Genomic DNA, 15,788 nt, shown 5'->3' on the forward strand with positions numbered 1-15,788 from the left:
TCCGGCCAGTGGCCGGGCCGTGATTTGCTGTGCCGGCGACCGAGGCAGTGCCCGGTCGCCGGCCACAAATCAGTTGTTGGACTTGTATTGAGCGACATTGGCAGGGGTGACGAGTTCAAAGGGCACATCGACCTTGTGCTCGAACTTTTCACCGCGTGCGATTTTAAGGACGGTATCGAGCGATCCTTCGCCCTGCCCCTTGGCGGACTGGTAGACGGTGACGTCAAGGTCGCCCGCTTCCATCGCCGCCAGCGCATCCTGCGTTGCGTCAACACCGGCGACGATGACATCCTTCATGCCGACGCCGGATGATTTCAACGCCTGGATCGCGCCGAGCGCCATCTCATCATTGTTTCCAAGCACGATGGTCGGCTTCATGCCGGATGTGATCCAGTTCGTCATCAGGTCCATGGCTGGGGTGCGCATCCAGTTCGCGGTCTGCGCGTCCAGTAACTTGATGTCCTTGCAGGCATCGCTTTTGAGGACACGTTCGGCCGCCGCGGTGCGGCCACGCTGGCCGGTGGTGCCGAGTTGCCCCATAAGAATGACCGCATCGCCCTTGCCGCTGGCAAGCTTGCAAACCTCGGTCGCCTGCAATTCGCCGGCCTGTTCCTCATTGGAACCGACCCATGCCTGCTTTTCCGGGAATTTTTCCATATTGGCCGGCAGCATGTTCACGAAGACCAGCGGGATACCCGCCTGATCGGCGATCTTCGACATCGCCCTGCCGGAATCCGCATCCACCAGCATGGTGATGATGCCATCAACGCCAGCCGCCACGAAGTTTTCGATCTGCGATTGCTGGCGGGCGATATCGCCCTGCGCATCTTCCATCTGGACTTCGACGCCGAGGTCCTTGGCATGGCGCTGAATGTTGTGACGCAATACGGTGAGATAATTGTCGTCGAAAAGCGACATTGCCACGCCGATCTTCTCGGCATGGGCAGCGTTTGCCATCAGGGCGCAGAATGCGGTTGTGATTACGATTTTTTTGATCACGAGATTTTCTCCTCCTCTTTTCCCCGCACGTGACGAATGTGTGCGATCACCCAAACCGGCGCCTCCCGGCCGTCTCCAGGCATGGCTTCGCCGGTGACGGATGCAGCAGCAAAATCCGCCTCAAGCGAAGTCATGTCCTGTCGATCAGTCGAAACGGCAGCACTGTTTGCGCGCAGCTTTAGTGCTGCGCCCGTCTCTCCCATGCGACCGGGTATTTTCCGGGCGCAGTTTCAACATAGCGGGATGGAATAGGATTCGCAACAAAAATTGCAGAATTTCTATACGGCAATAAAATTTCCAAAATCTCAGTCGTGGTCCACGGGGGCATCATCCACCGGAAGATGATTGGGGAGAGCGCCTGGCCCGGATGCCGCGGCTTCACCGACCGCACCGTGTGACTGGAGCGTTGTCGCATTTCCGGAGGGAAACCCGGGAGCCACTTTTCCTGGATATGCTCAATATCGCTTTTTGGGGAACGGCAGTTGAAAGCGGCACCGTCAGGCCGCAAAACTCACTCGACGAAAATCCGCACGCTCGAGGCGCGGCCATCGGCATCGATCACCGTGAGGGTGGAAAACCCTTGCCCCTCGGGTCGCCACTCGCTGTTGCGGCGATGGGAAGCGTCGGGCAGAGGCATGCCATTCGCGAGCCAGCGGAAAGGAGCACGCCCGCCTTGCAGCTTCAGCACCAGCGGTGAAATGCCCGACTGGCCGGAAAGCTCAACCCTTGCTCCTTCCGGCGGATAAACGATACGCGGGGCGCTTTCGCGTCTCGAGGCCGAAAGCAGGCCGCTTGCGGTCAGGGTGAAACGCCGCTGGTTGGCGGGAAGGTCGGTGACGGCAACGCGTGCGACACCGGCGGGTGCGCCGGGCATCGGCGTGATCGCTACACCGGATTTTGCGAAGGCCTCAAACAGGATCGGGGCCGCTGTCGCGTAACCGGCAATACCCGGCACCGCGCCATTATCAGCCCGGCCGACCCAGACACCGATCACGTGCCGCCCGTCATAGCCCACCGACCAAGCATCACGGTAACCGTAACTCGTACCTGTCTTGTAGGCGATGCCACGCTGTTTCATGCCAAGCGGCGGCAGCACGCCGGAGAGTATGTCAGAGACATTCCAGATCGCGGCATCGGAAAACAGCCGGTCACCGGCAAGGCGCTCAGGGATTGAGCGGACGCCGTCGCCCAACCGCACGGGATCACCGCTGCCGGCAAGCCCGGCATAAAGCTGCACCAGATCAACAAGCGAAATACCCGCACCGCCAAGCGCAATAGCAAGTCCGGGCGCCTCGCTTGACGGCAGCACCAGCCGGACGCCCGCCCGCCGGAACCGCACTATCAGCGCCGATGGGCTGACGGCATCCAGCAGCTTGACGGCGGGTACGTTGAGCGACAGTTGCAGGGCCTGCCGGATGCTCACATCGCCCTGATAATGCATATCGAAATTGCGCGGCCGATAACCGGAAAAATCCGCCGGGCGATCCTCGATGATGGTTTCCTGCCCGACAAGACCGTCTTCAAAGGCAAGGCCATAGATGAACGGCTTCAGGGTGGAGCCCGGCGAGCGCACCGCCCGGCTCATCTCGACGAAACCACGCCTCGCCGTATCGAGATAATCCGCCGAGCCGACCTCCGCGAGAATATCGCCGGTCTGCGCATCGGCCATGACGATCGCGACGGAAACCTTGTCGCCGAGCTTTTCCGCCGCATGGCGGGCAACCCTCTCGAGTTCCCGCTGGATCGGCAGTTTCAGCGTCGAGCGCGCCTCTGTGATATTCGGAAATTTCGCCCGCGCGGCGACGGCCATATGCGGCGCATAAGCCGGCAGGTCGCGCCGGCTGGCGGGCACGGCGGAAAGAGACGCCCGCTCCGCTTCCCCTTCGCCCACCACGCGCTCGACGGCAAGCCGTTGCAGCACCCGCTCGCGCGCCTGCCTTGCCGCTTCCGGAAAACGGTCCGGACGACGTTTCTCCGGCAGCTGCGGCAGCGCCACCAGCAGGGCCGCCTCCGCCGTATCGAGCCGGCCCGGCTCCTTGCCGAACCAGGCGAGGCTTGCGGCCCTGACGCCTTCGAGATTGCCGCCATAGGGCGCGATATTCAGATAGAGATCGAGGATATCAGCCTTGTCGAGCCGTCTTTCGATCTGGAGCGCCCGCATGGCCTGCAGCAATTTTGCCGAGAATGAGCGGTCGGCGCGCGGCTCGATCAGCCGCGCCACCTGCATGGAAAGAGTCGAAGCGCCGGAGACGATCCGGCCGTTGCTGGCCAGTTGCCAGGCGGAGCGCATAAGCGCCCATGGGTCGACCCCGTGATGATCGTAGAACCGCTGGTCCTCATAAGCGACCAGCATGCGCAGGAACTGCGGATCGACATCGGCTGCAGTCGTTTTCAGCCGCCAGCGGCCATCCGCTGTCGCAAAGGCGCGCAACAGCTTGCCGTCGCGGTCCAACACCTCGAAGGATCGTTGCTGCGCAGCCTCCAGCGGCGGCGGATAGGCCTTGTCCAGTGCATCAAGACCGAAGGCCGCGCCGCCGAGAAGCAGCGCGGCTGACACGATGCCGACGATGATCGCCTTGCGTCGCCTCATGGGGTTGCCGAGCGCACCTCCATGCGGCCGGTTGCCGTGCGGGCGGCAAATTGCGGCCGATACATATCTTCAACAGAGGCTGCCGGATGGTCATAGGTGCCCGGAGTAACGGCGCGGACGACATAGGCAAGCGTGATCTCCGAACTGTCGCCGGCCGAGCGGTCGAAGGCCGCCACGAAGCGGTCGTAGCGGAATTCGGTATGGGCCGCTTCCGTTTCCGGCAACCAGTCGAAATTCGAAAGCGCTGCCGAATTGACGAGGCTCGGATTGTCGATTTCGAAACCGGAGGGCAGCAGATCCGTCACGAGAATGCGCGACTGCCAGTTATTTTGCGGCACGACGTTCAGCACCGCGACATAACGCTCGTTTTGCGTGACCTCGCTCGGGTTCACCTCCTCGCCATCCATGGAATAATAGGTGCGGGTGATGGTGAAGCCTTCGCCGCCCGCCGCAAGCGGTTGAGCCGGCGGCGCGACCGTGGTGACAACGGCCGTGACCGGATCGGCCGAGGCATTGGCGATCTTCAATGGAGCGGCCAGCAATTCATCGCCGCTCATCCGCTTGCCGAAACCGCCGGTCTGCAGGTCGCCGTTCACGTCGAGGCGGATATCCTTGTCCTCGCCTTTGACGGCACGGGCGGCCAGCAGCATCCAGGCCTGTTCCTGGGTGCTGGTATAGGGCTTCTTTTCCCATTCCTTGGCCACCGCACCGGCAAGCTGCGGCACGACGGCCGGAACCGGACGGCTTTCGGCCGCAAGCGCCAGCGTCGCCGCGCCGTCGCGCAGCGCAGAGCCGTAGTCCGCGCGCGAGAAGCTGACATTGGTGGCACGGCTTGCCATATCGAGCGAAGCGCCGAACACGGCCTTCGAACGGGCCTGATCGCCATAAAGCGAAAGGGCGGCGGCAACCTGCGCCTTGGCGAGCGGCGTCGGGAAATCGGCAAGCGCCGTATCGGCGTAATAACGCAGATCGTTGATCGCCGCCTTGCGGTTGCGCGCCAGCACATAAAGCGAATAGGCGATCTCGTTACCACGATCCTTGACGTTGCTGTCATAGGACAGACCGTTCTGCAGATTGTTCAGCGCCTGCACCATGGCCGCTTCGGGAACATCATAATTCTGCTCGCGGGCGCGGGTCAGGAAGTCGCTGATATAGGCATCAAGCCACAGATCGCCGTAACCCGGCGACCAGAGGCCAAAGCTGCCGGAACTCGACTGGAAGGACAGCACCCGGTAAATCGCCTCCTGCACCCGCTTGCGGGTATCGGGGTCTTCGGCCATGCCGCTGTCCTTCGTCAGCTCCGAAAGGTAGAGCAACGGCAGAGCGCGGCTCGTCGTCTGCTCGGCGCAGCCGTAAGGATATTTGTCCAGCATCATCACCAACGCCGGAATATCAAAGGCAGGCGAGCGCGTTACGTTGACGGCGACCGAAGAGCCGAGAAGCATGCTGTCGGCCAGAAGATCGCCGTTGATCGTCAGACTGCTGTTCGGCGCGATCTTGATTTCGCGCCGCGTTGTGACAGGCAGAACGGCCGGGCGCACCGGAACATTCAGAACCTGCTCCAGCGAGACACCCGCAGCATTGGAAACCTTGATGGTGATTGCGCCATTGCCGGGCTGTTCGCCCGTCAGCGGAACCGTCAGCGACGACTTACCGCCCTTTTGCAGCGCCAAGGTCTGCGACATCTCTCCCTGATCAACCGTCAAGGCCGTGTTGCTCGTCACGTCCAGCCGGTAGTCGCCGGCCTCGCCATCGGTATTGGCGATATCGAGCCGCAATTGCGAGACATCACCGGGGGCGAGGAATTTCGGCGCGCTGGCCGTGACCACGACGGGATCGCGGATGACGGCATCGGAGACCGCGTGGCCAACACCCGTCTTCGTCCAGGCCACCGCCATGATGCGCGCTGTACCGTTGAACTGCGGAATATCGAAGCTCACCGTCGCCTTGCCGTTAGCGTCGAGTTCGACCGGACCGGCAAAGAAGGCCACCAGCTTTTCGGTGGGCGGGCTGCCCTGAAGGGCGGCGCCTGCGCCATCACCGCCGGTGCGCAACCGGCCGGTGGTACCAAGCGAACCGTCAATCAGGCGGCCATAAAGGTCGCGGATTTCAAGCCCCAGCCGGCGCTGGCCGAAATACCATTCATCCGGCTTCGGCGGCTCATAGCGGGTGAGGTTCAGGATGCCGACATCCACGGCCGCAACGATGGCATAGGCTTTTTCGCCGACACCAGCGCCCGCAACCGTGATCGGAATTTCAAGCGGCTGGCGCGGCAGCGTCTTCTGCGGCGCGCCGAGGGTGACGGCAAGCTTGCGCTCGGCCGGATCGACGGCAAGCCATTTGATGCCGATGGCGCGCATCGGCATGCGGCTTTCCTGCGCATCGCCGGGCCGGAACAGCGTGGCGGTGACGTAAGCGCCCGCACCCCATTCCTCGGTGACCGGAATGTCGATTTCGCCGCCATCCGCGCCGATCTCGGCATTCTGAACGGAAATCAGCTTCTCGGAACCGGACGTGATCATCAGCTCGCCGGCAAAACGTGAGGAAACCTTGAGTTTCGCCGTATCACCGATCTTGTAGCTCTGTTTGTCCAGCGCGATTTCCAGCGCATCCGGCGTTTCGGTCGAGCTTGCCTCGACATAAAAACCGGCATCGAATTCAACGCTGGAAACCGGTGCGCCATTACCAGCACCCTCCACTTCCAGCCGGTAGCGGCCCCAGGTGACGGGCACGGAAATCTCGCCGCCATTGGCATCGACGGACAAGCTGCCGGCTTCCTGCTGTTTGGTATATTCCACCGGCTCGTAACGCCAGGAATTGCCCTGACGATACCATTGATAGTTCCGCTCGACCTTGATGAGCTTCCAGTTGAGGCCGCTCATCGCCTGTTTTACGCCATCGGCATCAACGCCGATGATGTGGAAACGACCGACGGAATTCTGGGCGAGATCGCCGGAAAATTGCGGCTTGATGCCGATGACAGAGGCTTCCGCCTTGATAGGCAGCGTCAGCGAGCGCTCCACGGCACGCCCACCCGCCTCCTGCATACGCACGGTGATGTTGGCGGAAAGCAGCTGCGTGGTGGAGGGCAGGTCGGTCAGATCGACATTGAAGCTCGCCTTGCCCTCTTCATCCAGAACCGGCAGATCGGCAAGCGTGGTGCGGTTTTCTTCTTCGCTTTCCTCATCGGCCAGACCAAAGAAATAACCTTCGAAATTGGCGCTGGTACGCGTCGGCTTGATCGCGACCTCGCCTTCCAGCGTCAGGCCGGCTGCGGGCGCGCCATAGAGATAACGGCCATCGACGTCGATTGCCGTTTCCGCAGCCGGGTCGATCTGTTTTGCCTTGCTGGAAAGATCGAACTCGGTGCGATCAGGCACGAAATCATCAACGAGGAAGCTCTTTTCGCTGATGGCAGCCGTCTTCGGGTCGGTATGGATGCGCAGCGTCCAGGTGCCGCGCATGGCATTTGCCTGCAACGGCAGATCAACCGCATGGCCGCCCAGCGCCTTGCCGTCGCTGACGAAACGCCGGTCCTCGACACCGTCAGGGCGAGAGAAGATGAAAGTGAGCGGCAGGTCCTCAATTGCCTTGCCGTCGACATCGCGGGCAAGCGCTGCGGCATGCACGGTCTCGCCGGCGCGGTAGATACCGCGTTCGGTCCAGCTGAACACATCGATCGCGCCGGGTGCTGCACGCCCCGTCACGCCACGATCCGAGAGATCGAAGCCAGCGCGGGTCATGTCGAGGAACACATAGTCCTTGTCGCCGTTGCGCGCCGTCAGGATTGCCGGTGCCTGCGCGGCGGTGCCGCGCATCAGGCCGGCGGAAAATACCGCGCGGCCGTCCGCATCGGTCTTTGCGGTGCCAAGCACCTCGTTATTCTTGGCGAGCAACTGCAAATCCACGTCCGCGAGCGGCTTCGCGCTGCCGAGTGCACGGACAAAGACGTTGAGCCCGTCGGTTCCGGCATAGGTGGTGATGCCGGTATCGGAGACCAGGAACCATTGCGTGGCGCGCGAGTCCCAGGTTTCCGGCGCGGTGCCGGGCGGCACGGCGGTCAGCACATAGATGCCAGGCTTGCGTTCCGGCAAGGCCTCATCCACCGGGAAGCTCGTCACCACATCCTTGTTGAGGTCGGGCTGGATATCGATCGAACCCTGCCAGACGAGTTCGCCGATCTCGTTTTCGATGCGGTCGGCATTGTAGCCGTCCATCTGCGTCAGAAACTGCGAATTCGCGAGCAGCGAGGTGATGTTGCGGTCACCGACGCGATAGAGCTTCAGATCGGCCTTGTCGGCATTAACAGAGACAATGGGGATGCCGCGGCGCACCGTGCCCGGCAGCACGAAATTCTCACCCGTGAAGCGCACGGTGGCGGCACGGTCGCGCACGTAAATGTCGAGGTCGACCTGCTTTTCCAGCGGCTCGTCCACAGAAGACGGCAGGCCGGCGCGAAACGCGATCTTGTAGCGCTGGCCATGAGTCAGGCCTTCCACACAAATTTCGCTGCCCTTCGCCTCGATGGCCTTTGGCGCTGCCCCATCCAGCGTGATGAAGGAGGAATAATCGACGCCGTTCTTCACCAGCGGTTCGGAAAACTGCACGCAGGCGCGCGGGCTGACGCTATCCGTATCCACCGTATTGTTGATGACGCGGAACCCTTGACGCGCGCGTAGGTCGACATAAGCCGCCTTGGTCTGCGCATTGTCGGTGAGCGCAAGGCTCTCCTTATAGGCACTGAGCGCTGCGCGATAATTCTGGGTTCTTTCGAAAGCCTTCGCCAGCCGGTTCAGGGCCTCGGTACGGGCGCTGACCGTGCGGCTCAGCTGATAGGCGTTGATGGCGGCGGACGCCGCCTGCCCGGCAATCGAATAATTATCAGTGACCTGCGCCGCCTTTTCCGACAGTTCGGCCCAGAGAGCGCCGTCATCAGGTGTGATCGCAAGGGCCTGCTTGTAGGTCGAGACCGCATTGGGAACATTGCCCGCGGCCGCCTGCTGCCGCGCCGTCTGCACGAGGGCTTCCACGCCCTGTCCGCCCTCACCGTCATTTGCCGCAAGGCCGGATTTCAGCCGGCGCGCTTCCTGCTGCAGGCTGTCAGTGACGAAGGACAGGCGCTGCGGTGCGCCGATATCGGCTTCCGTGGCCACCTCGACGATCTTGCCGGCAACTGCGCCGGGGAAGGCATTCAGCTGATTGAAATCCGATTTGAGGAAGCACCATTTCACCTTGGGATTGTAGGTGAAGGCCTTGCAAGCGGTATCGCCCACGCAAATCTCGCCGCATTGTTCCAGCGAGACATTCTGCTCCGTTCGAAGATCGAAGCCGAAATAATCGCCGTTTTGGGTGGTAACGACCTTGCGGGATGGCTCCGCCGCCATGGCCGGCGGAAAAATGAGGGCGGTTGTGACCGCAACCAGCGAAATCCGGACGAGCGCGCGCAACGACATCAGTATTCTCCCCGCAACAGACATGTCGGGCGGGACTCTGGTCAAATCCACGCATGGTTGTCAACGCATCTTCGTCAATTCACAACATGACAATCGATACGGGCGAGCGGACGGGAAGATTAGTCTTCTATTTTGCGCGCCTCGGAAATCAGCATGATTGGCACGCCGTCACGGATCGGATAGGCAAGCCTTGCGCTCTCGGAGACGAGTTCATTGCGGGCGCGGTCATAGGAAAGGCGCCCCTTCGTCAGGGGACAGACCAGCAGCTCCAGCAACTTCGGATCGACATTGCTCATCCTGTCATCCATGGCGGCGATCCTATTGCAGCACGTTGCCGCCCTCACCCGATCCTTGGGCAAGGACGATCTCGGTGATGGCGATCAATGTTTCGGCCCGCGTCTTCAGATCAGGCGCTTCCAGGAGCGCCTGTTTTTCCGCCGGCCCGAAGGGAGACATCATGGAAAGCGAATTGACAAGAACACGGTTGCCCGCCCTTTCCACGCTTTCCCAATCCGCCTCCAGCTGGTTGGCATCCAGAAACGCCCGGAAAACCCGCAGCAGGTTTTCCCGATCCACCGCCTCTTCATCATATTCACCGGAGAGATCGGCGATGAAAGGCGCATGACGGAAGTTGCGATAGGGCTTGCCGGCCTCCACCTCTTCCAGCAGGCGGAAACGGCATACCCCGGTGAGCGAGATGATGTAGCGGCCATCGCCGGTTTCGGAAAAGGAGGTAATGCGGCCGAGACATCCGACCGCGCTCAGAGGTCCGCCCTCAAGCCCTGCCTCTATGACGTGAAGGGCCGGCTGCACCATGCCGATGAGCCGGTGGCCCGCCAGCGCCGTGTCGATCATGGCAAGATATCGCGGCTCGAAAATATTGAGCGGAAGATGACCCTCCGGCAGGAGCAGCGCACCCGGCAGCGGAAAGACCGGCACGGTTTCCGGCAGGTCGTCGTTCTTCATATATCTCGCATTTCCGACGTGCATGGGATCAAGCCCCCTGTTCACTGCTGCCCGGCTGGCGGATCAACCGCCATGGCCGGGATATGCCCGCATTACGAAAACAGTATCGCCGAAAGCTTCCGGCGGCCAGCGACGGTTGCCGGATCCTTGAAGCCCCAGGCCTCGAAAAACTCCAGAAGCTGGCGGCGCGCGCCGTCATCGTCGAAGGTCCGGTCCTTGCGCATGACGTAGAGCAGATGGTCCGCCGCCTCATCACGCCGCCCCTGTGCATTCAGCACCTTGGCAAGCTTCACCCGCGCCTCGTGATGATCGGGATTGAGCGCCAGATCGCTTTCCAGCGCCACCGGGTCGCCGATCTTCCGGGCTTCCTCATATTGAGCGATCTTTTTCGAAACGAGCTGAATACCCGCATCTTCACCCAGTTCCGCAGGCAGGGAAGAGAGCAGTTCGCTGGCCCGCTCATATTGACCGGCAGCGATCATGCATTCGGCAATACCGGCAATTGCCCCCGGATTTTCCGGATCGGCCTGCATGACGGCGCCGAACAGCTGTGCTGCGCCGTTAAAATCGCCATCCGCCAGAAGCTGCTTCGCCTCGGTCAGAATGGCCTCGATCTCGGCTTTCGGATCGCCCGCGTCAGGCCCGGCAATCTTGTCGATGAACTGCTTGATCTGGCTTTCCGGCACAGCGCCCATGAAACCGTCCACCGGCCGGCCATCGGCAAAGGCGACGATGGCGGGAATGGACTGGATGCCGAGCTGGCCCGGAATGGACGGGTGATCGTCGATGTTCAGCTTCACGAGCTTCACACGGCCATTCGCCTCGTTGACAACCTTTTCCAGCACCGGCGTCAGCTGCTTGCACGGACCGCACCAGGGCGCCCAGAAATCCACCAGAACCGGCTGGCGGCGCGATTCCTCGAGAACATCCCTGGAGAAGGCAGCCGTCGTGGTGTCCTTGATGTGACCGGAGGCCGCACCGTTCAGATCCCCGCTATATTGCGCGCTCGCAGACATCTGTCCGCCATAGGAACTGCCGTAAGGATTGTTCGTGCCGCTCATGCCGGTCTCCCGTAATCTCTGTCGTATTGTCTTGGTTGAAGCAAAGATCGTATCTCACTCGCTGACTTTCAAGACAAGCGGCGCATGTCCGGTCGCCTCGAGAAAGCGAATAAGATCCTTCGACGCGATCGTCGTGGTCTGGTCGTTGGAAAGCGGATGGCCATTGACCAGTTCGTTTTCCAGAAGGCCACTATCAAGCACGAAGGTGACCTGCCGGCCGGTGTCGTTGATGGCGCCGAATACCGTCACCGATCCCGGCACCACGCCCAGATATTCGAGCATTTTTTCCGGCCTGCCGAAAGAAACGCGGCTTGCGGCACCTATCGTCTTGTGAACGCTCTTGAGATCAACGACCGCGTTTTCCTCGACAGTCAGAACGAAATATTGATCCTTCTTGTCCTTCACGAAAAGGTTCTTCGTGTGACCTCCCGGAATGAGATCGCGCAGCGACTGGGATTCAGCGACGGTAAATACCGGCTCATGCTGTTTGGTGGTGTGGGAAATGCCGAGCCCGTCCAGAAACCCGAACAGATCCGTTGCCGTCTTGGGAGAATTCTCCGCCATATTCTGCCGCCCGCCTTTGCCGATTGCGATATCATTACATTCCTGATTAAGGGCGCAACCGGCGCTTGGCAACGCACGAAAAAACAGGAGGATGAAAAACTCTCAATCATTTCCGCCGCTTGTCGCATTTTTCAAAGAAATTTTCGCGTTTTTGTCATTTCCCTGTTGCATTCCAAAATCGATTGAGCGATATAGCGCCCGTCGCCGCAACGTGGTGACCTACGGTTCAGCGAACTACCCCGGACCGGTGGATTTGAGCGGGTGTAGCTCAGGGGTAGAGCACAACCTTGCCAAGGTTGGGGTCGAGGGTTCAAATCCCTTCGCCCGCTCCAAATTTTCCAGAGACAGATTTCCAGTAAGACACGCGCCTTTCATGGCGGATCGTGTCGCGCCTGCAAACTTCGTCACTCACTACCGCTCCTGCAGCAGAGCAGACGTGAAATTATCGCGCGTGCGGAACTTATATCATGAATGGCCGTTTCAGACGCGAGGCTCCCAACCTCGGTTCCCCTCTGAATTGCCCGCCCTGAGCGGGCATTTTTTTGCGACGAACGCCGTGTGAAATAACACAGTCTCCTGTACATCATCCCACGACTAAAACCGACGTCTCAATCGAATGCGGCTGAAAACACCTGTTCGAATCAGCCCGGAATGCGCTGTTCTGAGAACATCGCCTCCTGCCGGCGCGGCATCCGAAACGCAGGAAAGCCCGTCAGGCCCGCCTATTCGCCGTTAAATTGGCGAAGGCAGCCGTCCACGGCAACAATATGCTCGCCATGATCTTGCCATAATTCAATCAATGTGCTTTTGTTCACCCGCCCTTGTGGGAGGGGGTAGAGGTTGAGACCCGCTGGCTGCATTTTGGCAGTAAGCGGGTTTCCCTTTTTTTGGCGACCGCCAATCGCAGGGATGCCACGAGAGGCTTTGCGTACCTTCGCAGACACACAAAGACACGGGCAGGCACTCGCCGTTTTTCTCGATATGTTGGATGAAAATGGTAGCGGGAGAGGGACTTGAACCCCCGACACGCGGATTATGATTCCGCTGCTCTAACCACCTGAGCTACCCCGCCACAGGGGAAACGTGACAGTCATGTGACTGGCCGCTCCATCAGGATGTGCGGCTTATAAGGTGCCGCTCCCCAAAGTGTCAAGCGCAAGATGCGCAAAAAATTCGCTTTCCACGAGAGCGGGGATAACAAGGCGTGCGAGCGGTTTTCGTGTGAAATCCCGCCCGCATTCTTTCATTGAGAGCGCGTTTGAGATTTCAGGTCGATCGGACCTGAAATCTCCATGATCCGGCGGCGAAACCTGCGTGGTTCAGGCTGCGACCGGCTTTTCCAGAAGCGCCTTGAGAGAAGCTTCCGCTTCCGCCGAACGTTCCGAACGTTCAATGAAGCCACCGCCCCAGACGCGGGCGTCAGCACCAGGTGCGGAATAGAGCACGCAGGCCTGGCCGGGGGCAACACCGGCCTCGCCGGTCATCAGATCGACATAGATGCCGTTTTCGTCGGCATGCAGCATCGCTTCCGTCGGCGGGCGTGTGGAGCGCACCTTGGCAAAGCAGGCAAAGCCCTTGCCGGCGTCAGTCGCCAGTTCGGCATCGCCCAGCCAGTTCATGTCGCGAAGATAGACACGGCGGGTTTCCAGCGCCTCGCGCGGGCCGACAATGACCCGGCGTCCGCGTGCATCGAGGTGCACCACGTAAAGCGGCTCGCCCGTCGCAACGCCAATACCGCGGCGCTGGCCGATTGTATAATGCACGATGCCATCGTGGCGGCCGAGCACGCGCCCGTCGAGATGCACGATATCGCCCGCCAGAGCCGCATTCGGCTTCAGCTTGTTGATGATATCGGTATATTTGCCCTGCGGTACGAAACAGATGTCCTGACTGTCGGCCTTTTTGGCCACGACAAGCCCCATATCTTCCGCCAGCGCCCGCGTTTCGGCCTTGGAGAGGCCGCCAAGCGGAAAGCGCAGATAGTCGATCTGCTCCTGCGTGGTTGCAAACAGGAACCAGCTCTGATCACGGTCGCTGTCAATCGGCCGATAAAGCGCACGCCGCCCCGGCTGGCCGGAAACGGGATTGGGGCGCGAGCGGATGTAATGGCCGGTCGCCAGCGCATCGGCGCCCAGTTCCTGCGCGGTGGCGAGCAGATCGGCGAATTTTACCGTCTGGTTGCAGGCCACGCAGGGGATCGGCGTTTCGCCCATCGCATAGGCTTCGGCAAAGGGATTGATGACGGTTTCACGAAACCGCGCTTCATAATCCAGCACGTAGTGGGGAATACCGAGCGTTTCGGAGACCCTGCGCGCATCGTCGATATCCTGCCCCGCGCAACAGGAGCCGGCGCGGTGCACGGCAGCGCCGTGGTCGTAAAGCTGGAGCGTAATGCCGAGGACATCATAGCCCTCGCGCTTGAGGATGCCGGCCACCACGGAAGAATCGACGCCACCGGACATGGCGACAACGATCCGGGTATCTTCCGGCCTCTTGTCAAAATCGAGCGTATTCACGTTTTTTCCCATCGTCAGTCATAACGGGGGTAAAGGCCCCGCCGCCTGTCGGTCATCCGCAACGCGGGCACCAGCCGAAAATCGGACTGTTCTGGCTCACTATCCTGCGGATTTAAGGGCTGCATATAGAAAGGAATGGCCGCGCACGCAAGTACGGGGCGGAAAACCGCCCCGCAAAGCCACCAGATTCGGGCTGGGACCGGCCGTCAGGCGCCGGCCGTCTTCTGACCGCTGCTGCCGAACCACCTGTCGCGCTCCCGCCACAGGGCTGGCAGGGCCAGCAATCCGATAGCGGTGAAGGCAATCAGCGTCTTGTTGAGCTGCGACAGCTCCGCCGTGCGGCCATCCAGATAATAGACGCCATAAACGATCGCCACGTGCCAGACATAGACCTGCAGCGAATGGCGGCCGAGCAATTGCAGGAACTTCAGCGACAGCACCCAGATGACGCCCTCCGCAATGGAGCGCACGAGCGGGCGGTGGTGCTTCGGGCCTGCGATCACCAGCCAGGTCAGGCCAATGCCGACGGCGAGGAAGTTGATGAGATAGACCGGGCCGAAATCGGCGCGGATTTCCATGGTGGAAAATTTGCCCATCATGAATTCCGGCATCAGGCCCCAGGCGGTGGCGATGCGCAGCGGCATGAAGAACAGGCAGATGACGAGCGCCGCCTTCGGCAGCCAGGTATGCTCAGGCGAGAAGATCGCCTTCCACGGAATACGGTTCTGCGCCGTCATCGCGCCCATCACCAGCGCGGAATAGAACACCAGCTGCCAGCCGAGCAGGTTGAAGCTGACGCGGATACCCTGCTCGTCCGCACCCTTGACGAGTTCGTTGAGCGGGACTGTCACGATCTGCTGCAGGCCAAGCTGGCCCGCCATCCAGACCAGCAGGGAGCCGGCCATGACATAGGCCCACTTGCCATCCAGGCAGAGCTTCACCAGCACCGGCGCAAAGATCATGTAGACGATATATTGCGGCAGAATATCCATGAAAGTCGGCTGGAACAGGAAGGCCGCAATGGCGGCAAGACGCAGGGGATCGTCAAACGACGTCATGCCCAGCCAGTTGTACCAGATATAGGGTGCATGCGGGATGACCATGCGGAAGAACAGCACGGCAATGACAAGACCCATCGCATAGCGATAAAGCTCCATTGCCCGGTTCCAGATCATCTGCTTGCCGGCATCATAGCCGTATTTCATCATCTTGCGCGCATAGACCATGCCGATCAGCAGGCCGGACAGGAACACGAAGCCCTGCGCGTCCTCGACAAAGGCAAACTGCCGGTGATTGATCTCCACCAGCCAGAAGCCGCCGGCAAACACCAGATGGTTGATCAGCATGAAAACGAGGAAGTAACCACGCATCCCGTCGATCAGGTCAAAGCGTTTCATCTCGATAGCTCTCCGTTCTCGCAGGGCCTGCATTGCCCGGCCACCCAGCCCGGCTTGGGAGGGGCCGGGGATTGGATTGTCAACGCTGTTTTGCGCCTGAGGTTCCCTTTCCAAAGCGGTTTAGAACCGGCGCGAAAAGTCACATTGACGTGTATGCTCCGTGGTTAGGACGTCGGGACTGAATGTCGGATGAATGAAAAAAGGCAATTCGGTGGAGTATCCGAGCCATGCGCCGACGGGAT

General features: G+C 60.8%; 10 protein-coding genes and 2 tRNA genes. 1 reads left to right on the forward strand and 11 read right to left on the reverse strand.

What is annotated here, in order from left to right; translation table 11 throughout:
- Positions 1-69: 69 nt before the first annotated feature.
- The 8 genes from N434_RS12135 to N434_RS12170 form a co-directional block, all read right to left on the reverse strand.
- Positions 70-996, reverse strand: coding sequence for a substrate-binding domain-containing protein (locus tag N434_RS12135; RefSeq protein ID WP_065117463.1), 927 nt, complete (start codon positions 994-996; stop codon positions 70-72).
- A complete protein-coding gene (locus tag N434_RS25780) occupies positions 996-1,133 on the reverse strand; it encodes a hypothetical protein (RefSeq protein ID WP_161991342.1) in 138 nt (45 codons plus the stop codon). The genes N434_RS12135 and N434_RS25780 overlap by 1 nt, the downstream gene beginning before the upstream one ends.
- A 377-nt stretch (positions 1,134-1,510) precedes the next feature.
- Complete coding sequence (pbpC, locus tag N434_RS12145) at positions 1,511-3,589, reverse strand: penicillin-binding protein 1C (RefSeq protein WP_181423958.1); 2,079 nt, start codon at positions 3,587-3,589, stop codon at positions 1,511-1,513.
- The gene (locus N434_RS12150) at positions 3,586-9,042 is read right to left on the reverse strand and encodes an alpha-2-macroglobulin family protein (RefSeq protein ID WP_110758046.1); all 5,457 of its coding nucleotides are present in this window, start codon (positions 9,040-9,042) and stop codon (positions 3,586-3,588) included. Before N434_RS12150 ends, pbpC begins: the two co-directional genes overlap by 4 nt.
- A 119-nt stretch (positions 9,043-9,161) precedes the next feature.
- Entirely contained in the window at positions 9,162-9,350 is a 189-nt protein-coding gene (locus N434_RS12155) for a Trm112 family protein (protein WP_065117419.1), read from the reverse strand.
- Between the two features lie 10 nt (positions 9,351-9,360).
- Positions 9,361-10,032 carry an LON peptidase substrate-binding domain-containing protein gene (locus N434_RS12160; RefSeq protein ID WP_174034657.1) on the reverse strand — a complete coding sequence of 224 codons (672 nt, stop codon included), beginning with the start codon at positions 10,030-10,032 and terminating at the stop codon, positions 9,361-9,363.
- 68 nt (positions 10,033-10,100) lie between these two features.
- The gene (gene trxA, locus N434_RS12165) at positions 10,101-11,069 is read right to left on the reverse strand and encodes a thioredoxin (protein ID WP_110758049.1); all 969 of its coding nucleotides are present in this window, start codon (positions 11,067-11,069) and stop codon (positions 10,101-10,103) included.
- Between the two features lie 54 nt (positions 11,070-11,123).
- The gene (locus N434_RS12170) at positions 11,124-11,633 is read right to left on the reverse strand and encodes a prolyl-tRNA synthetase associated domain-containing protein (RefSeq protein WP_065117416.1); all 510 of its coding nucleotides are present in this window, start codon (positions 11,631-11,633) and stop codon (positions 11,124-11,126) included.
- Positions 11,634-11,890: 257 nt separating this feature from the next.
- On the opposite strand from N434_RS12170, the gene N434_RS12175 reads away from it, so the two are divergent.
- A tRNA-Gly gene (locus N434_RS12175) sits at positions 11,891-11,965 on the forward strand.
- Between the two features lie 663 nt (positions 11,966-12,628).
- On the opposite strand, the gene N434_RS12180 is transcribed toward N434_RS12175, so the two are convergent.
- The 3 genes from N434_RS12180 to N434_RS12190 all read right to left on the reverse strand — a co-directional run bounded on the left by N434_RS12180 (position 12,629) and on the right by N434_RS12190 (position 15,546).
- Positions 12,629-12,705: transfer RNA gene (locus N434_RS12180), tRNA-Met, on the reverse strand.
- A gap of 247 nt (positions 12,706-12,952) precedes the next feature.
- Complete coding sequence (gene mnmA, locus N434_RS12185; RefSeq protein ID WP_110758337.1) at positions 12,953-14,149, reverse strand: tRNA 2-thiouridine(34) synthase MnmA; 1,197 nt, start codon at positions 14,147-14,149, stop codon at positions 12,953-12,955.
- 206 nt (positions 14,150-14,355) lie between these two features.
- Positions 14,356-15,546, reverse strand: a complete 1,191-nt coding sequence (locus N434_RS12190) for an OpgC family protein (protein ID WP_110758050.1) — start codon at positions 15,544-15,546, stop codon at positions 14,356-14,358.
- Between the last annotated feature and the right edge of the window lie 242 nt (positions 15,547-15,788).

Origin of the sequence: Rhizobium sp. UGM030330-04, assembly GCF_003208455.1 — a bacterium.
GTDB classification, from domain to species: domain Bacteria; phylum Pseudomonadota; class Alphaproteobacteria; order Rhizobiales; family Rhizobiaceae; genus Agrobacterium; species Agrobacterium rhizogenes_A.